The organism is Pacificispira sp. HM-600 (genome assembly GCF_977993705.1).
Genome location: NZ_OZ388079.1, coordinates 2,278,151 through 2,295,446 on the forward strand (window position 1 = coordinate 2,278,151; position 17,296 = coordinate 2,295,446).

15 protein-coding genes are annotated in these 17,296 nt (G+C 65.0%); 8 read left to right on the forward strand and 7 right to left on the reverse strand.

The genetic code is table 11. The annotated features are described in order from the left end of the window. Nucleotides 1–33: 33 nt before the first annotated feature. Entirely contained in the window at nt 34–2,547 is a 2,514-nt protein-coding gene (locus ACXZ1E_RS10865) for a heavy metal translocating P-type ATPase (protein ID WP_458040515.1), read from the reverse strand. 384 nt (nt 2,548–2,931) lie between these two features. Here ACXZ1E_RS10865 and ACXZ1E_RS10870 point away from each other — a divergent pair. Further along, nucleotides 2,932–4,124 (forward strand): IS3 family transposase gene (locus ACXZ1E_RS10870; RefSeq protein ID WP_458040516.1). Its coding sequence is split into 2 segments (ribosomal slippage): nt 2,932–3,216 and nt 3,219–4,124, totalling 1,191 coding nucleotides; the frame shifts between segments, so codons are not numbered across the junction. A gap of 14 nt (nt 4,125–4,138) precedes the next feature. Here the strand turns inward: ACXZ1E_RS10870 and ACXZ1E_RS10875 are convergent. The 5 genes from ACXZ1E_RS10875 to ACXZ1E_RS10895 all read right to left on the reverse strand — a co-directional run bounded on the left by ACXZ1E_RS10875 (nt 4,139) and on the right by ACXZ1E_RS10895 (nt 8,959). Beyond that, nucleotides 4,139–4,363, reverse strand: a complete 225-nt coding sequence (locus tag ACXZ1E_RS10875) for a hypothetical protein (protein ID WP_458040517.1) — start codon at nt 4,361–4,363, stop codon at nt 4,139–4,141. A gap of 660 nt (nt 4,364–5,023) precedes the next feature. Next, nucleotides 5,024–5,842, reverse strand: a complete 819-nt coding sequence (locus tag ACXZ1E_RS10880; protein WP_458040518.1) for an ABC transporter ATP-binding protein — start codon at nt 5,840–5,842, stop codon at nt 5,024–5,026. Beyond that, a complete protein-coding gene (locus ACXZ1E_RS10885; RefSeq protein ID WP_458040519.1) occupies nt 5,839–6,834 on the reverse strand; it encodes a FecCD family ABC transporter permease in 996 nt (331 codons plus the stop codon). The genes ACXZ1E_RS10880 and ACXZ1E_RS10885 overlap by 4 nt, the downstream gene beginning before the upstream one ends. Nucleotides 6,835–6,896: 62 nt before the next feature. Beyond that, nucleotides 6,897–7,892: an iron chelate uptake ABC transporter family permease subunit gene (locus tag ACXZ1E_RS10890; RefSeq protein ID WP_458040520.1), complete on the reverse strand. Its 996-nt coding sequence runs from the start codon at nt 7,890–7,892 to the stop codon at nt 6,897–6,899. Nucleotides 7,893–7,897: 5 nt separating this feature from the next. After that, nucleotides 7,898–8,959 carry an ABC transporter substrate-binding protein gene (locus ACXZ1E_RS10895; RefSeq protein ID WP_458040521.1) on the reverse strand — a complete coding sequence of 354 codons (1,062 nt, stop codon included), beginning with the start codon at nt 8,957–8,959 and terminating at the stop codon, nt 7,898–7,900. 72 nt (nt 8,960–9,031) lie between these two features. On the opposite strand from ACXZ1E_RS10895, the gene ACXZ1E_RS10900 reads away from it, so the two are divergent. The 3 genes from ACXZ1E_RS10900 (at nt 9,032) to ACXZ1E_RS10910 (ending at nt 11,210) form a co-directional block, all read left to right on the forward strand. After that, nucleotides 9,032–9,850 (forward strand): siderophore-interacting protein, encoded by an 819-nt coding sequence (locus ACXZ1E_RS10900; protein ID WP_458040522.1) that lies wholly within the window; start codon nt 9,032–9,034, stop codon nt 9,848–9,850. Nucleotides 9,851–10,545: 695 nt separating this feature from the next. After that, nucleotides 10,546–10,866 (forward strand): nucleotidyltransferase family protein, encoded by a 321-nt coding sequence (locus ACXZ1E_RS10905; protein ID WP_458040523.1) that lies wholly within the window; start codon nt 10,546–10,548, stop codon nt 10,864–10,866. Continuing rightward, entirely contained in the window at nt 10,863–11,210 is a 348-nt protein-coding gene (locus ACXZ1E_RS10910) for a HepT-like ribonuclease domain-containing protein (protein ID WP_458040524.1), read from the forward strand. The genes ACXZ1E_RS10905 and ACXZ1E_RS10910 overlap by 4 nt, the downstream gene beginning before the upstream one ends. Nucleotides 11,211–11,628: 418 nt before the next feature. On the opposite strand, the gene ACXZ1E_RS10915 is transcribed toward ACXZ1E_RS10910, so the two are convergent. Continuing rightward, nucleotides 11,629–12,777, reverse strand: a complete 1,149-nt coding sequence (locus ACXZ1E_RS10915) for a tyrosine-type recombinase/integrase (RefSeq protein ID WP_458040525.1) — start codon at nt 12,775–12,777, stop codon at nt 11,629–11,631. 369 nt (nt 12,778–13,146) lie between these two features. Between ACXZ1E_RS10915 and ACXZ1E_RS10920 the strand changes: the two genes are divergently transcribed. The 4 genes from ACXZ1E_RS10920 to ACXZ1E_RS10935 all read left to right on the forward strand — a co-directional run bounded on the left by ACXZ1E_RS10920 (nt 13,147) and on the right by ACXZ1E_RS10935 (nt 17,204). Continuing rightward, nucleotides 13,147–15,369 (forward strand): TOTE conflict system archaeo-eukaryotic primase domain-containing protein, encoded by a 2,223-nt coding sequence (locus ACXZ1E_RS10920; RefSeq protein ID WP_458040526.1) that lies wholly within the window; start codon nt 13,147–13,149, stop codon nt 15,367–15,369. A gap of 351 nt (nt 15,370–15,720) precedes the next feature. Continuing rightward, complete coding sequence (locus tag ACXZ1E_RS10925; RefSeq protein ID WP_458040527.1) at nt 15,721–15,963, forward strand: DUF433 domain-containing protein; 243 nt, start codon at nt 15,721–15,723, stop codon at nt 15,961–15,963. Between the two features lie 13 nt (nt 15,964–15,976). Continuing rightward, entirely contained in the window at nt 15,977–16,342 is a 366-nt protein-coding gene (locus ACXZ1E_RS10930) for a DUF5615 family PIN-like protein (RefSeq protein WP_458040528.1), read from the forward strand. A 451-nt stretch (nt 16,343–16,793) separates the two neighbouring features. Continuing rightward, nucleotides 16,794–17,204: a hypothetical protein gene (locus ACXZ1E_RS10935; RefSeq protein WP_458040529.1), complete on the forward strand. Its 411-nt coding sequence runs from the start codon at nt 16,794–16,796 to the stop codon at nt 17,202–17,204. Nucleotides 17,205–17,296: the final 92 nt, after the last annotated feature.

Genomic DNA, 17,296 nt, shown 5'->3' on the forward strand with positions numbered 1-17,296 from the left:
TTTCGATCGATCGTGCAGGATTCGGCGCAAAGGTCAGGCGCTCGTCGCAGCGAGCTGCGGGGACTCGGCGCCGGCCGGGGCATCCACGGCTCGGGGCAGGCGGAGCCGCTTCAGCAGCAGGGCGTTGACCGCCACGATCAGGCTCGACCCGGACATCGAGATCGCCGCGATCTCGGGCCTGAGCATCAGCCCGAACGCGGGGTAGAAGACGCCCGCGGCGATGGGCAGCGCGATCACGTTGTACCCGATCGCCCAGGCGAGGTTCTGCCGCATCTTCCGCACCGTGCCCTTGCCGATCCTGAGTGCGATCGGCACGTCCAGCGGATCCGACCGCATCAGCACCACGTCCGCCGTCTCGATCGCCACATCGGTGCCGGCTCCGATCGCGATGCCGAGATCGGCCTTCGCCAGCGCCGGGGCGTCGTTGACGCCGTCGCCGACCATCGCGACCCGCTTGCCGGCCGACTGCAGCTCCGCGATCTTCGCCGACTTGTCCTGCGGCAGCACATCGGCGATGACCGTGTCGATGTTCAGCTGCGCCGCGATCCGCTTCGCGGTCGCCTCATTGTCACCGGTGAGCATGACCACCTCGGCGCCCGCCTCGTGCAGGGCTGCGATCGCTGCCGGGGCGGTCTCCCGGGCCGCGTCGGCGAGTCCGACGAACCCGGCCGCTGTCCCGTCCACGGCGATCAGCACCGCCGTCCTGCCGGTCGCCGCGAGCTCGTCCCGCTGCGTGGCGACGCGCCCGATGTCGACGCCCTCGGACACCATGAGCTTGCGGTTTCCGACGAGGACCTGCCGGCCGTCGACTTCTGCGCCGGCGCCGTGGCCCGGCACGTTCCGGAAGCCGGACGCGCTGAGCACCGGAGCTCCCATCTTGTCGGCGTAGGCGACCACGGCGCCGGCGAGCGGGTGCTCCGACTCCCGCTCGACTGCAGCGACAAGAGACAGCAGCTCTCGCTCGGGGATTCCCGCCGCCACGAAGTCCGTGACTTCAGGCTTGCCCTTGGTGAGGGTTCCGGTCTTGTCGAGGACGACCGTGTCGATGCCTGCGGAAGCCTCCAGCGCGGTCGCGTTCTTGAACAGCACGCCGCGTTTCGCGCCGAGACCGGTGCCGACCATGATCGCGGTCGGTGTGGCCAGCCCCAGTGCGTCGGGGCACGTGATCACGACGACGGTGATGGCGAACAGCAGGGCGCTCTGCAGCGACGCCCCGGCGAGCAGCCAGACGATGAACGTGCCGCTGCCGCCGATCAGCGCCACGAACACGAGCCAGAACGCGGCGCGGTCGGCCAGCCGCTGCCCTGGTGCCTTGGAGTTCTGCGCCTCCTGCACGAGCGCGACGATCTGCGCGAGCGCGGTGTCGGCACCGACCTTCGTCGCGCGGACCCGCAGCGTGCCGGTCGTGTTGACCGAGGCCCCGATGACGCCCGACCCGGGGCTTTTCGGCACGGGAAGGCTCTCGCCGGTGACCATCGACTCGTCGACTTCCGACTCGCCGTCTTCGACGTTCCCGTCGGTTGGGATCTTGGACCCGGGCTTCACGAGCATGAGGTCGCCGGGGACGATGTCGGATGTGCCCACCTCGATCGTCTCGCCGTCCCGGATGACGAGTGCCTTCGGCGGTGCCAGCTCGAGCAGGGTGCGGATCGCGTCGTTCGCGCCGCCGCGCGCCCGCATCTCGAACCAGTGACCGAGCAGGACGAAACTCGCGAGGACGGTCGCCGCCTCGTAGAACACCTCCCCACCTCCGGTCAGTGTGACGACGAGGCTGTACAGCCACCCCGCCCCCACTCCGACGGCGACGAGCACCATCATGTCCAGCGTGCGGGCCCGAAGCGCCCGGTATGCACCGTCGAAGAAGATCCACGCCGAGTAGAAGATGACGGGCAGCGACAGGATGAGCGCGAAGACGTCATCGCGGAGCCCGAACGGTGCCGGCACCGTGAAGCCGAGGACTTCCCGGCCGATGGGCGACCAGAGAGTGACCGCCACCGACAGGATCGCGGCGACCAGGAAGCGGTTCCGCATGTCCCGCACCATGTCGGCCATCGACGTGCCGGCGCCATGGCCGCCGTGCCCCATCACCTCCTGGGCGCTTCTCACCGGCGTCGGATGCACGGCGTGATCGGCATGCGCAGACGCGCCCGCCATCGGAGCCGCCGCGTGCCCCGTGTCCGGCTGTGCCTGTCCGGCCTGTGCGGTGGCAGGCAGCCCATGCGCCGAGTGGTCCTCGTGGTCCTCGTGGGTCACCACCGCTCCGGTTCCCCCGTGTCCGCCATGGTCGACCTGCTCCATCGGGTCACAGAGGTGATCGGGAACGGACATGCCGCTGCAGTGGTAGCCGCAGTCCTCCACCCACCGGCGAAGGTCGGCCAGCGAGGTCCGCGCAGGGTCGAAGGTCACGGTCGCTGTCTGCGACACCGGGTTGGCCTCGACTCGGGTCACGCCGGGGCGTCGTGAGAGGGCCGCCTCGACCACCGCCTTCGATGATCCCCGGTACATTCCCTTCGCCTCGAGCACCACCGTCTGCACGTCAGCCGCCATGGCGGTCGACCTCCCCTTCTGATCCGTCGACCCCAGTTCACCGAAGTCCCGGGCTGGGCCTACTCCTCCACTCTTCCCCATTCCGCTGGGCGATACAAGGCGGGAGTTGGGGTCACCGCGGTCGCTCGCGACGAGCCCCCAGCGGGAGCAGCGTCTCCGCCCTGGTTTGACAACGGCCGGCCGCATCCGGGTAAAATCGCTTCATACCCCCCAGGGGTATTGGGAGAAATCGGGGCGCGGCAACCTCCGCGAGGCGTGAACCCTGATCGCCGAGCTCCTCGGCTCCCGAGTCCGACCAAACTCCCATCCGAACACGGGACTGCTGCACGGATAGGTGACATCTGATCTGGCTTGCCCGGGAGGGCGGCCTGGAAGGATGTTGCTGTGCCTAAGCCCTACCCGAGCGAGTTCCGTGACGACGTCGTGCGCGTCGCGAGGAACCGCGAGCCCGGAGTGACGATCGAGCAGATCGCGAAAGACTTCGGTGTCCATCCGATGACGTTGCAGAAGTGGCTGCGTCGAGCTGACATCGACGAGGGCGCCAAGCCCGGCCAATCCCGCACCGAGGCGGCCGAGATCCGCGACCTGAAGAAGCGGAACCGGCTGCTGGAGCAGGAGAACGAGGTCCTGCGGCGGGCGGCGGCGTATCTGTCGCAGGCGAACCTGCCGGGAAAAGGTGGTACCCGCTCGTGACAGAGCTCGCCGCATCGGGGATTCCCGTGACGGTGACGTGCCGGGTTTTGAAGCTCTCCCGTCAGCCCTACTACCGGTGGCTGGCGGACCCCATCACGCCCAGCGAGGTGGTCGAGGCATATCGCGCGAACGCGCTCTTCGACGCGCATAAGGACGATCCCGAGTTCGGGCATCGGCTGCTCGCCGACGAGGCCCGCGACGTGGGTGAGGCGATGGCTGACCGCACCGCGTGGCGGATCGCGTCGGCCAACGGCTGGTTCAGCGCGTTCGGGAAACCCAAGCGCGGCAAGGGACGGCGGCCCGGACCACCCGTCCACGACGACCTCTGCGCCGTGATCGATGAGGACGGCAGGGTGCGGCATGTATTCGCCGCTGACGCGCCGAACGAGCTCTGGCTGGTCGATATCACGGAGCACAAAACTGCGGAAGGGAAGCTCTATCTCTGCGCGATCAAGGACGTGTTCTCCGGCCGCATCGTGGGCTATTCGATCGACTCGAGAATGAAGTCGCGGTTGGCCGTCCAGGCACTCGAGAATGCTGTCGCGATGCGTGGCGACGTCGCCGGCTGCGTGATTCACAGCGACAGGGGCAGCCAATTTCGAAGTAGGAAGTTCCTGCGCGCTCTGACCCGTCACCGCATGGTCGGATCGATGGGCCGAGTCGGGTCCAGCGGGGACAACGCCGCCATGGAGAGCTTCTTCGCACTGCTGCAGAAGAACGTCCTCGACCGCCGCACCTGGACCACCCGGGAACAACTGCGGATCGCGATGGTGACCTGGATTGAGCGGACCTACCACCGACGGCGCCGGCAGCGCCGCCTGGGACGTTTGACGCCCATCGAGTTCGAGACCATCATGAACACGACCGTCGCGCTGGCGGCGTGACTAGGAACTGTCACCTATCCGTGCAGCAGTCCCATGATCTGGTCGGCGCTTGCTCGGAGGGCTCCGCGGTCAGCGATCCGGTCGGTGACGTCGTCCTGTTGCAGAACAGTTGTGCGCGCCTGGAGCCTGAGCTCGTTGGTGAGGTAGACGCGCTGCGCAGCAACGAATCCCTGCCACGCGGAAAGCGTGACGCGTTGCGCTTGAGCCTGTCTGGCCTCTAGGTTGTTGCGATCGGTCATGAATACTCCTTCAGGTCAGGGCTTGGGTTGAAACTAGTAACCCCCTCCGACACTGGCGAATGCGGCCGAGGCAGGACTGTGCCTTTGGCAACGGCGTGGCAACGGATGAACGAAATCGAACACCGCATATCTGATCTGATACGCCTTATGACCTGATCCAAACCGCGAGAATCATCGGATTCCGAGTGAGTCCCACTCCGGGGTCGTGGGTTCAAATCCCACCGTCACCGCCAAAAATCCCTGATCAAGGTCACTTTCTGATTCTCATTGAATGGAAGTGAGAAAGATCGGGCGAAATGCCGTTCGCGGTATGGGCTCCAGTGCCGCGTGATTATGCGGTTCTGGAGCCCGTCTCCGTGGGTAAACGCCGGGAAAGATCGACCGGGGCGTTGAAATGAGCGACAACGGTGTGGGTCGACGACTCCCCCATTGTTCTGTCGATCTCGTTGAGTGGCTTTCTCCGGCGACTCATCTTCCTGTGTCAATGTGACGCGATTATCGAGGCGCTGCCCCGATGTTGGCGGAATAGGTCGCGCAGGGTCGCGGCCTTACTCCCGCAGGTAACGAGGCGTGGGGCGAGACCTATAACGGACAGGTCCTCGCCTGACTCCTGCGTAGCCGTTGGTTTCACTCACCGCGTGTGCAGTCCGATGGAATCCGTTAGGGCTTGCTGGGTCGCGTGCGTCCCCGCGGCGACACTGACGGGGCGCCCGTTAAAGGATCGGGCGTGACGACGCAGGGCAGTCCGAAGACAGACTCGACGAGTTCGGCCGTCACGATGTCGGTCGGGGCGCCCTGAGCAACGACGGCTCCGTCCTTCATGGCGATGAGATGAGTCGCGTACCGCGCGGCGTGATTGAGGTCGTGCAGCACCGCCACGAGCGTGCTGCCGGACTCGTTCAGGTCGGTGAACAGTTCCATGAGTTCGATCTGATGGGCTATGTCGAGGAAGGTCGTGGGCTCGTCGAGCAGGAGTAGCGGTGTTTGCTGGGCGAGCACCATCGCGACCCAGACACGCTGACGCTGCCCGCCGGACAGTTCGTCTACGAGACGGGAGGAGAGCTCGGTGACACCCGTCGCGGCCATCGCGGCGGAGGTGGCATTCTCGTCCGCTTTCGACCACCTGCGGGTCATCGACTGGTGGGGAAAGCGGCCGCGGGCGACGAGATCCGCGACCGTGATGCCGTCTGGTGCGAGGGAGGTTTGCGGGAGAAGGCCGAGGCGAAGGGCGACCTCTTTCGAGCGGTACGACGCGATCGATCTCCCGTCGAGCACGACCTGGCCCTGGGTGGGTCGGATCAGCCGTGACAGAGCGCGCAACAGCGTGGACTTGCCGCAGGCGTTTGGCCCCACGATCACGGTAAACGACCCGTCGGGGATCGCGACGGTGAGGTCTTGCGAGATGACCCGCTTGTCGTAGCCGATCGTGATGGCTTCGGTGTGCAGCCGAGCGGGCGGGGGGACGGATGTTGTGCTCATAGACGTCTCCGTGCTTCATGGATCAAGAGCCAAACCAGATATGCGCCTCCGATAATCACAGTCACGAGTCCGACCGGAATCGCCGTGGGGAGGGCGTGCTGTGCCACGAGATCGGATCCCAGCAACACGAGTGCGCCCATCGCGGCAGCGCCCGGGAGCCCGACCCCGGGAGACCGCGTGAGACGTCGAGCGATCTGCGGGGCGGCGAGCGCGACGAAAGCAATTGGTCCGGCTGCGGCTGTGACGACGGCGACAAGGATTACTCCGCACGCGACGAGCCCCAGCCGTGCTGGCTCCACCCGCACCCCGAAAGCGCGTGCCGCGTCGTCGCCGAGCTCGAGCTGATGCAGCGACCGGGTGAGCGTCATCAGCGCGACGAATGCGACGATGACGATCAGACCAGTGGGAATGAGCTGTGCCCAGCCGACCGGATTTAGCGATCCGGCTCCCCACACGGCCGCGACCATCGCGATCTCGAGTTTGGCGCGGAGGATGAGGAAGGACGAGAACGCGCTCGCCATGGCTGAGATGCCGATGCCGATGATGATGAGCCGGAACCCGTGCATCCCGTCGCGGTAGGCCAGCAGATAGATCGCGACGGCACTGACGAAACCCCCGACGAGAGCACCGCCGGCGACGGCGAGGTAGCCTCCGCCGAACGCGATGATGACCAGGATGCCGCCGGCATACGATCCCGCCTCGAACCCGATGATCTCGGGACTGGCAAGCGGGTTGCGTGTGAGGGATTGAAAGATGGCTCCCGATACCCCGAGTGCTGCGCCGAAGAGGACCGCCGCGAGGACGCGGGGGAGTCTCCATTCCATGACGACGGTGTGAACGATTCCGTCCTGGCCCCCCAGGAGTGCCGCGACTACCTGCGGCACCGACAGTGGGAGATCGCCGAGTCCCAGGGCGACCAGGGAGAGTGTGCCGACGACGATCCAGATGATTAGCCCGATCGTGAGAGGCCGCCAAGCAACGCGGAATGACATGCGCCCGACTCGGATGATGCTGGTGCGCCCGGGTAGCAGGAGCGCTTCCCTCGGCGGGGCATTCACAGTGCACTCGCCTTGGCGCGGCGCACGAGCGCGATGAGCGCGGGAGCTCCGATGAACGCGGTTACGATGCCGACGGGCACTTCGCCCGGTGCGATCGCCACGCGGCCCACGATGTCGGCGAATAGGAGAAGCGTCGGTGCGAGCACGAGCGAGAACGGGATGATCCATCGTTGATCGGGTCCGACGATCCAGCGCGCTACGTGCGGCACCATGAGGCCGACGAAGGCGATGGGCCCGGCGATGGCCGTCGCGCCTCCCGCGAGGAGGGTGATGGCCACCACCGTCAGGATGCGGGTTCCCGGTACGCCGGCGCCGAGCGATGATGCGAGCTCGTCGCCGAGCCCGAGAGCGTTCAAGGGATGGGCGAGGGCGAGGGCAACGATGACGCCGATGAGGACGAAACCCAACACGGGAAGGTAGACCTCCGTTCCGCGTTCCACGAAGGATCCGGCTTCCCACCCGCGCATGAGGTTGAACGCACGCGGGTTGAGGAGCGTGATCGCGGCTCCGATTCCGGTCAGCACCGCGCCGAGCGCGACGCCTGCGATCGTCATTCGCACGTGGTCGATCCCGCGTGCGCTGGTGGCGCCGATCAAGTACACCGCGCCGGTCGCCACGAGCGCGCCCGCAAACGCGAAGCCCATATAACCGACTGTGGTGGTGGCGCCGAACAGAACGATGCCCAGGAGCACGAACAGAGATGCGCCGGCGTTGACTCCTAGGATTCCCGGGTCGCCCAGGGGGTTGCGGGTGAGCGCCTGGATGAGCGCGCCCGCCGCGCCGAGCGCCGCGCCGACGATGATCCCGACGATCGTGCGCGGGAAACGCAGATCCCAGATGATCTGGTCGGTCGCGGTGCCCGTCGGGGAGGTCAGCGCGTGGGACAGCTCGGCCCACGACAGACCCTTCGCCCCGATGAGGATCGACCCGATGCACACGACCAGTAGCGCCAGCACCGACAGCAGCAGGCCGATGCTGCGCCTGTATTGCACCGGGCTCAGCCCTCGGTCGTCTGCGGGGCCTCTCCGGCCACCGCGTCGACGAGGCGGGGAACGAGGTGCTCGAGGACGTATTTCTGGCTGAGCGGCGTGAGGAAGTAGATCGCGCCGGCGAGGGTGCCGTCCGTGTAGATCGCGCGGTTCTCCGTGACGGCGCCGAGGCTCGATACGGTGCCGAAGTCCAGCAGCGTGTCGACGTCCTCGCCGAAGTCGGTCGCGAAGACGATGACGTCGGCCTCGATCAGGTCGATGTTCTCGGGCGAGATGAGCGCCTGCGAACCGGGCTCGGCAGCGTACGGCTCGAGGTCGGGAGTCATGATAAAGCCGAGATCTGTAAGGAAGTCGGTGTTGAGTCCGTCCGGGTAGACGTAGAGATTGCCCTCGTACGGCACACCCTGCGAGAAGGTCGCGCTGAGCCCCGCGAACTCCGGGTGCGCAGCCGCCGCTTGGGCATACGCGTCTTCGACGCCCGCGATGAGGTCCTCGCCGGCAGTGGAGCGTCCGGTCGCCGCAGCGATCTGTCGCGTCTGCTCGCGCCAGTCGGAGAAGTACGGGTCTGCTTCAGCCGCGCTTGCGATCGTAGGGGCGATCTGCGTGAGCTTTTCGTACGTCTCATCGTCGAGCCCCGCATTGGTCCCGACGATGAGATCGGGCGATAATGCGGCGATCTTCTCGTATTCGATGCCGTCGGCGTCGTGGAGTACGGCGGGCTCGGCATCGCCCAGCAGTGGCACGGCCCACGGCCATACTGCATAAGGCTGCTCGCCGTACCACTCGGTAGTCGCGATCGGCGTGACCCCCAGCTCGAGCAGGATGTCCTGCTCGGTGATACCGACGATCACGATGCGCTGCGGCTCGGCCGGAACGACGGTTTCGCCGAACTGATGCGTGACCGTCACCGGGAAGGTATCGGTCGGCTCGCTCGTGTAGTCCGGGTTCTCAGCAGTGGCTGTCGGTGCCGAACTGCAGGCCGCGAGCGCCGCACCGCTGAGTGCGATCGCGGCGGCGGCCGCAGCGATTCGGGCTGCAGTCGAAGTGGGGCGTCGGTGGGCGCGGTGCATCGTCGGATTCCGTTCTAAGCCGTCAAGAAGCCATTTCCAGATAAGCCTAGCCTTACCTAATAGAATAGATAGATGGCCGGTAACCGTCTCATGCCGACAGATCCGCGAATGTTCACCGCACAAGTGGTGAGCACAACCCGACGGTCGCCCTCGTTCCAGCGCGTGACCGTCGCAAGTCCGGAGCTCGCGGAGTTCGAGTGGAGCGGACTGGATCACTGGTTCCGTCTGTTCCTGCCGCCCCGACCTGGCGCGCCACTTGTACTGCCGGTCATCCGCGGCGGGAGCTGGTACAAGCCATATCTCGCGATCCCCGACCACGCGAGACCGCATTGCAGCAACTACACAGTTGCCTCGATGCGCCCAATCTCGGGGGGCGCCGAGATGGACATTGACGTCGTGCTGCACTGGAACGAAACGGGTGCGATGGCGGGTCCAGTCGCCATCTGGGCGACAAGCGTTCTCGACGGCTCGCCCGTTGCGCTCCTCGATCAGGGGCCACTGTTCGACCCCCCTCGCGACACGCAAGACATCCATCTCGTCTCCGACGAAACAGGCGTTCCCGCACTGCGAGGCATCCTGCGCGACCTGCCCAGCGAAGCAACCGGTACGGCGATCATCGAGGTGCCGGATGCTGGAGACGTCCAGGACCTCAAGCGACCAGTCGGCGTAGAGGTGATCTGGATTCTGCGCCCGGAACGGCATACGTTGCCGGGAGCCGCAGCTCTCGATGCACTGAGCTCACGCATCTCACCGAAGCCGAAAGACTACGCGTTCGTCGTGGGCGAGTCGACGCTCACCACGGAAGGCCGCCGACGATTGCATCGAGCCGGGTTAGCGAAGTCGCGCATAACGTTCTCCGGGTTCTGGAAGCACGACCCAGTCAATCAATAGGTCTGCTCTCTCGTGTCGCGATGCCGTTGGTCATCACGAGGCGAACCGCACCGACTTCGAGTCCCACATCTCGCTAGTCCGCGACATCACTCCCGTCACCGACGTGCCCGCGACGACTTCACATCGGGCACCGCGAGAGTCTTGATTGCGCCTCGGTCTTTCCCCGCAACCGATGGCGCTTGCCGATGCATTGCCGGTGTATGTCTGCTCGCGCGCGAGGAGTGGCCTTCTCGCTGCTCGGCGGCGCTACTCGGGCGTCTGGGCTGGTGGGAACGTCGTGGGAAAGATTGACGAAAGATCAGGCCCGCTGGGGTGGGCATTTGAAAGGTCGAGATCCGCAGAACGACAGCGAAGTGGGCTCGTTGTGCGCCGTCGAAAGTTGTTCCCGTTTGGGTTCAAATCCCACCGTCACCGCCAAAAATCCCTGATCAGGGTCACTTTCTGATTCTCATTGAATGGAAGTGAGAAAGATCGGGCGATATCCCGTTTGCGGAATGGGCTCCACGGTCGCGTAATCACGCGGTTCTGGAGCCCATTTCCGTGGGTAAAGTCCGGGAAAGATCGACCGGGGCTTTGAAATGGGTGACGACGGTATGGTCGACGAACCCGGATCGATCGGTCCGACCTCGGTGAGTATTTGTCTTCGGGCGATCAATCTCCGTTCCACGGATTGGTGGGGCGAGTAACCTGCCTGTATGTCGATCATTGCCGGAGGCGCTCCCGTCTCACTCGCTGCCGTGCTCGCACGGCGTGACGAGATCACCGAGGTGCTGATCCGATATGCGGCGGTGAATCCGCGCGTGTTCGGTTCTGTGGCGCGGGGAGAAGCGCACTCGACGAGTGACGTCGATCTGTACGTGGATCTGCTCCCGGATGCGGGGAATCCGCTGTTGCGGGTGTCGGGTCTCGGGGAAGAACTCAGTGACCTGTTGGGTGTCCGTGTGGATGTCGTCACTGCCTCGTTGCTCCGTGATGGCGTCTCCGCGCCCGCGCTTGCGGAGGCTGTGCCGTTGTGAATCGACGTGATGGCGAACGGACGGATGACATCCTGTCGGCGATCGATCGAATCGCGGCGTACCGCTCGTCGCTTCGTAGCGCCGACGCTCTGATCGCCGGGATGGCCTATGACGCTGTCCTGCGGAATCTCGCAGTCATCGGTGAAGCCGTTCGTGCGCTACCGGCAGAGTTCAAGGCGGCGCGGCCGAATGTTCCGTGGCCGGCGATCGCGGGGCTGCGGAACATCCTTGTCCACGAGTATTTCCGTGTCGATCCAGAAGCCGTCACCGACATCATCGACACAGAGCTCGTGGCACTCGCCGCCGAGCTGGCACCACGCAGCGATGGCGGAACCCGCGGGTAGCCCGTGGGAAAGAATGAGGAAAGATCAGGCCACTTCGCGACACCGCAGAAAGGTCGACATCCGCGGAATGACAGCGAAGTGGGCCCATTGCACATCGCTGAAAGGTGTTCCCGTATGGGTTCAAATCCCACCGTCACCGCCATAATGCCTGATCAGCGCTACTTTTTGTGGCGCTGATCGGCGTTTGGGAAGGTCCGGGAAAATTCGACCGACGCGCTTCTGCGCCGTTGGGAGCCAAGCGAGATCCTCGGAATTCCGCGGGTCCGCGTGATGACAAGACCGCTTCCGGTGGCCTCAACCTACTTGTGTTCGCGTACCCACCGTCACGCCTCGCGACCCCATGCAAACACTGGTATCGCGAGGCATCGGCATATGAGCGTGAGAAAGAATCGGGAAATAGTCTTCTGCAGGTATGCAACTACAGTCGGCGCGGGGCGACACGGTGGGGTGCGTTTCTGACTGCATCCGAGTTCGTCTCGTGGCGGGTGGAGGCGGTCCTGGCGTTGTGCATCGCACCCGCGACGGCGTCGAGGTCGTCATCGAACAGGTGCCCGTAGGTGTCGAGTGTCATCACGGCGGAGGCGTGACCCAGCATTCGCTGGACGGCTTTCACGTTGCCGCCGGCACGGATCGCGAGCGCGGCGGCCGTGTGACGCAAGTCGTGAGGTGTGACGCGCGGAAACGCGGGGTTCTCCGATTGGGATCGTCTCACCCCGCCGGCGAACCAGCCGTCCCGGGAGTTCGGCAACGGGAGGTGCGTGTCACCGTCGCCGCAGAATAGGTCTTGTGCGCTTTTCCCGGCGATCGCCTCCTGAACACTCGGAGTGAGGAACTCCGGGTACGCCACGGAACGCGCGCGATGAGTCTTCGGGGACCCGACATGGATGGTGCCGTTCACGGCGACAGCGTTCTCTTGAATGTTCACGCGGCGCCGTACGGTGTCCACGTCGCTGACACGGAGCGCTGTCGCCTCACCCCACCGAAGACCGGTGTAGGCGAGGAGGTTCACCACGTCCGGCTGGCGGGCGTGGCCAGCGAGCCGCGCGACCTGAGCATGGCTAAGATACGCGCGCCGTGCCGGGGCCTTGCGGGGCAAGCGGATGCCGCGGGCGGGATTGTCCAACAGGCGTCGGTCGCGGACGGCGACCTCCAGGAGCCCGGACAGCACCCCGTGCGCGCGGATCACCGTAGACGCCCCGTGCGAGGTAGCGAGCCCCGCGACCCAGTCCCGCACATCACCGTGGCCGATCTCCGCCAGTGCCGCGTCCGCCCATCGTGGGGCGACGTGCACCCGCCATGCGGAGTCGAGGCTGTGGGCGGAGGACTGTTTCAGCACTGCCGCTTGGAACGCCAACCACGCGGGGGCAAGCTCTCCCACCGTGACCCGCGCCCGCATCGGGTCCACGTAGCACCCCCGCGCGATGGACGCTTCGATGAAGGCGAGATACTCCGCAGCGTCGGCCCTCGTCAGAAAACGCCGCCGACCCGCATGGACACCGTCGGGCTTGCGGTATCGGACCAGGTAACGCGCGCCCTCAACAGTGCTGTACTCATGAATGCTTCCCATCTCCACCCCAGCACCACAGCACCCGAGTTCCTTCCCATCCCCCGGACAGCTCATGACACTTCTTCTCTCGTCGCGCAGACTGTCGCCGCGCTATGAAGATCTTCGCCCGATCGCCCGAGCCGAATCCGCTCGGGGCGAGCACTCTCTCACCGCGAGACACCTTCGCGGCTCGTGTTGGCTTGAAGGAGATACGGTCGAGGGGTGGAGGGCGGTGTTCGATTGGCGGCGGCAAGGGAGCGTGTTCGTCGGCTGGAACGTGAGCTCGCATCCGCGCGTCGAGATCTCGCGGAGATCGAGCAGGAGGGCACCGCGCAGACCGAGGCTGCAGCGCGTTCCCTTCCCCGGGACGTTTCGGAGCATGCGCCTGCTGTGACAGCAGAATCCTCACCTGAACAGAAGCTTGCCTTGTTTCGAGCTCGATTCGCCGGTCGAGCTGACGCCTACGCGCTGCCGTGGGTGAGTCGGCGCACCGGCAGGAAGGGCTGGAGCCCGGCGGTGCGGGGCGGTTTCTTCACCGATGCGACAACCGATGTCGATTTGCTTCCATTGACGGATGCGGTTCTCGAGCAGTACCTGTGGGGCGGGCGGACAGGTGATCGTGTGTTTCATGTCGGCGTGTACCCGCTCCTTCAAGACGACCAGTGTCGATTTCTCGCGTGCGACTTCGATGATGGTGACTGGCGGCTGGATGCCCGGGCTTACGCGGCCGCGTGCCGAAAGGCGGACATCAGTGCCCTCGCCGAGATCTCTCGTTCGGGGGCGGGAGCGCACGTCTGGACCTTCTTCGAGGAGGCGGTGCCAGCCGCTGCCGCGCGGGCGATGGGCGCGGCCATGCTGCGCGCCGCGATGGCGGAGCGGGCGTCAATGCCGATGTCGAGCTACGACCGGTTCTTCCCGTCCCAGGACACTCTTCCGGTGCGGTCTCCGGGACGTCTCCGTCTCGGCAACCTGATCGCACTTCCGCTTCACGGCGACTCGCGGCGACACGGAACAACAGTGTTTCCCGACCCCGAGACGTGGGAGCCGTTCGAGGATCAGTTCGCAGCCCTTGCTGAGGTCAGCGTCGTCGGGTCCAAGCGCGTAGACGAGTTCGCGAACACTTCGAACCGATTGCCCGCCGGCCCCCGAGAGTCTCTAGCGGTGAGGCCCCGCCGGGCTGCGATCAAAGCGGAGGCCGCTCATGTCGCAGGGCGACGAATAGTCGTTCAGCGCGACGCGGTCGTGCGAGTCCCTACGGAGGGACTTCCCGGCTCGGTGGTGACCGAACTCAAGCACGCGGCATCGGTCTCCAACCCTGAGTTCTACCGTCGGCAGGCGCAGCGATTCAGCACGTTCGGTATTCCGCGCCTTGTCAGGTGCTTTGAGCATGATGAGCGTGAACTCCGTCTGCCGCGCGGCCTGCTCGATGAGACAATCAGCGTGCTGGCGGACGCAGGCTTCACTGTTGAGTTGTCGATCGACATCGCCGCCCCGGCCTCGATCGATGTGACGTTCACGGGCGAACTGCGCGATGAGCAGCGGGACGCGGTCAAGGCCCTGTTGGGTCAGGACACGGGAGTGCTGGTCCCCCCGCCAGGGTCGGGCAAGACCGTGATCGCATGTGCGCTGATAGCTCAACGTGCGACACCGACAGCAATACTCGTCAACCGGACCGAACTCCTCCAGCAATGGCGAACCCGACTGACTCAGTTTCTCTCCATAACAGACAAGGAGATCGGGCAATTGGGTGGTGGTCGCCGGAAGCGTCGGGGGGTTGTCGACCTGATCATGATGCAGTCGATCGCGCACCGCAGCGGGGACCCAACGCTGCTTGAGGAGTATGGGCAGATCATTGTCGACGAATGTCATGCGGTAGCAGCTCCTGCTGTCGAGGCTGCAATTCGTACGGTGAGTGTGCGGCAGTGGGTAGGCCTCACAGCGACTCCGTATCGCGCCGATCAGATGGACGGGCTCATCACGATGCAGTGTGGCCCGATCCGGCACAACATCTCGGCAGCGCCCGCGCGGGCGCGCAGCTTTCTGGTGCATGAGGCTGCGTTCACCACCGAAGAGTCAGGAGCGGACGGACCATCGATTCAAGCGATCTACTCAGAACTCGCGATCGACCAGGTCCGCAACGCGCTGATCGTCGAGCAGGTTGCACGCGCAGCCGAGAGTTGCAGCCGTTCTTTGGTGCTCACCAACCGGCTCGGCCATCTCGACATGCTGGTGGAAGGGATCGCTTCGCGCGTCGATGTCCCAGTGCTGTCTCTGCACGGTCGACTCAGCGCCCCGGACCGCCGCGCACTGCGGGACCGGCTCGCATCCTTCGATGCGGCGCGTGCACCTTTCGTGCTTGTCGCGATCGACAAGGTCGCCGGTGAGGGGATCGACCTGCCATCCCTGAACGCCTTGTTCCTCGCGGTGCCTGTCTCCTTCAAGGGGCGCATCATTCAGCAGGTCGGTCGGGTCACGCGTAGTGTCGATGCGGATGCCGTTGCGGTCGTTCACGACTTCCGCGACTCCGCTGTACCGATCCTGGAGCGGATGCACAGTCGACGGCGACGCGTGATGGCGAAAGAGGGCTTCTCGATCATGCACGATTCAGGCTGAGACCAAAAGCACGCTCCCTTCCCGTTTGCCACATTGGCGTCTTCGGGTCCATCACCGGGGATCGCTTCGACGACTCGTGGAGTGATGTGCTTCTGCTCGCCGACTTCGAGCGGGACGTCGCGGACCTCGTCGACGCATACTTCGGACTGAAAGAAGACCTTGAAGTCGTGTTCGGTCGCAGAGTCGATCTGGTGATGGCCGATGCCGTCCCCAACGCCTACTTCCAAGGGGGCGCTCACGACCGCCGAGGAGCTGTGTGCAGCCTGAGTAGGCCGCCTTTCTTTGGGACGTGCGTGGCGCGGCCGCCCATCGGCGGGTGACGGCGGCGGATTCGCGTGGGACACTGTGTTCATGGCTCCCACGACTTCGCGCCTTGACCGGATCAGTGTTGATCCGGAGGTTGTGCACGGCAAGCCGGTCATCCGCGGCACGCGAGTCACCGTACAGGTGATCCTTGAGCTTCTTGCGGCCGGAGAGACGATCGACGAGTTGCTCGGCGAGTACGACGAGCTGACCCGGGACGACGTGCTTGCGGCGCTCGAGTACGCAGCATCTGTTGCGGGCGGTACGAAAGTGCTCGCATTCGTCGCCTGAAAGACTCTCACCGATGAAGTTCCTGGTCGATGCGCAACTGCCGCGCAGCCTCGCCGTGCACCTGGTCGATCTCGGGCACGACGCGATTCACGTCAAAGAACTGCCCGCCGGCAGTCGAACAACCGATTCTGTGATCACATCCACCGCGGACGCGCGCGGGCGTGTCGTGGTGACGAAGGACGCCGATTTTCGTCACACGCACGAGACCGGTGGTCATCCAGAGCGGCTGCTGCTGCTCGTCGTCGGCAATACTCGCAACCGGGAACTGCTGGACCAATTCTCCGCCCATCACGCGCAGGTGGTCGTCGCGTTCGAAGACGCAGATTTCGTCGAACTTGGCCGCGAGAGCCTTATCCTCCATCCTCGGCGAAAGCGCTGACCCATCGCTAGTCACGGTTTGTTTTCCGGGCAAACCCGTGAGAAAGAACGTGTCGCATCAAGTACCGCCCGGCACATCGACGAAAGGTCGACACCCGGGTGGATACGGGTGAGGAAGGCCCTGCACGGCGGGGAAAGGTCACAGCGGGGAAAGGTCACAGGATGTGAGTTCAAATCCCACCGTCCCCTCTTCGCCAGGCTGGTTGTGAGTCAGTTCACGTTCAGCGAGGGGAAGAGGGATGTCGATCAGTGCGGGGTTCACGGCGGATGAGATCCGCGAGTTCGTGCTCGAGTATCAGGCTTTGCCGCAGGGCCGGAAGGGCCCGCCTCGGCTCCGAATTAGCCGGGACAGAGATCCACCATAGTAGTGGTTTATCGGTGGCATTACTGTGGACATTCCGGTGTTGCGGACGTAGGGTGGAACCTCGAGAGCGACTGAGGCGGGACCCATCATGACTGTCAAGGCAGGCGTAAAGAGCGTCGAGACAACCATTGTGCGCAATAGTGCGTACCGTCGCGCTATTCAACTGGATGCGCGAGAGATTACCCGCCGCTTGAATGCTGCGTTGGGCGGGACTCTCGTGTCGGCGCTGGCTGGTTCGAAGGATACTAAGGCGTCGCACAAGTGGGCCAAGGAGGGCGGTCCGTCCCCGCGCCCGGAGGCCGTGAAGCGGCTCGTGTTTGCCTACGAGCAGTGGCAGAAGGTCGTGGAAGTAGAAGGGGAGCATGTCGCGCGTGTGTGGTTCATCGGCGCGAACCCGTGGCTCGAGTACGACACCCCGGCGAACGCGATCCGCGAAGACCGGTTGAAGGATGTCGCGGTTGCAGCCCAGGCACTGGTAGACGACTCGTTCAGCGGCTGATCAATGGGGTCGACCCAACGAATCTGTCAGAAGACCGGGCTCGCGCTCGCAGCGAGCCCGGCCCAGGCTTTCCGCATCGCGCGTGAGTCCTA

What these genes read in the sequence shown, in the direction of transcription:
- ACXZ1E_RS10930 (WP_458040528.1), top strand. Translation starts at nt 15,977, where the DNA reads ATGAAGTTCCTGGTCGATGCGCAACTGCCGCGCAGCCTCGCCGTGCAC.
- ACXZ1E_RS10935 (WP_458040529.1), top strand. Translation starts at nt 16,794, where the DNA reads ATGACTGTCAAGGCAGGCGTAAAGAGCGTCGAGACAACCATTGTGCGC.
- ACXZ1E_RS10905 (WP_458040523.1), top strand. Translation starts at nt 10,546, where the DNA reads ATGTCGATCATTGCCGGAGGCGCTCCCGTCTCACTCGCTGCCGTGCTC.
- ACXZ1E_RS10900 (WP_458040522.1), top strand. Translation starts at nt 9,032, where the DNA reads ATGGCCGGTAACCGTCTCATGCCGACAGATCCGCGAATGTTCACCGCA.
- ACXZ1E_RS10885 (WP_458040519.1), bottom strand. Translation starts at nt 6,834, where the DNA reads ATGTCATTCCGCGTTGCTTGGCGGCCTCTCACGATCGGGCTAATCATC.
- ACXZ1E_RS10865 (WP_458040515.1), bottom strand. Translation starts at nt 2,547, where the DNA reads ATGGCGGCTGACGTGCAGACGGTGGTGCTCGAGGCGAAGGGAATGTAC.
- ACXZ1E_RS10880 (WP_458040518.1), bottom strand. Translation starts at nt 5,842, where the DNA reads ATGAGCACAACATCCGTCCCCCCGCCCGCTCGGCTGCACACCGAAGCC.
- ACXZ1E_RS10915 (WP_458040525.1), bottom strand. Translation starts at nt 12,777, where the DNA reads ATGGGAAGCATTCATGAGTACAGCACTGTTGAGGGCGCGCGTTACCTG.
- ACXZ1E_RS10875 (WP_458040517.1), bottom strand. Translation starts at nt 4,363, where the DNA reads ATGACCGATCGCAACAACCTAGAGGCCAGACAGGCTCAAGCGCAACGC.
- ACXZ1E_RS10925 (WP_458040527.1), top strand. Translation starts at nt 15,721, where the DNA reads ATGGCTCCCACGACTTCGCGCCTTGACCGGATCAGTGTTGATCCGGAG.
- ACXZ1E_RS10895 (WP_458040521.1), bottom strand. Translation starts at nt 8,959, where the DNA reads ATGCACCGCGCCCACCGACGCCCCACTTCGACTGCAGCCCGAATCGCT.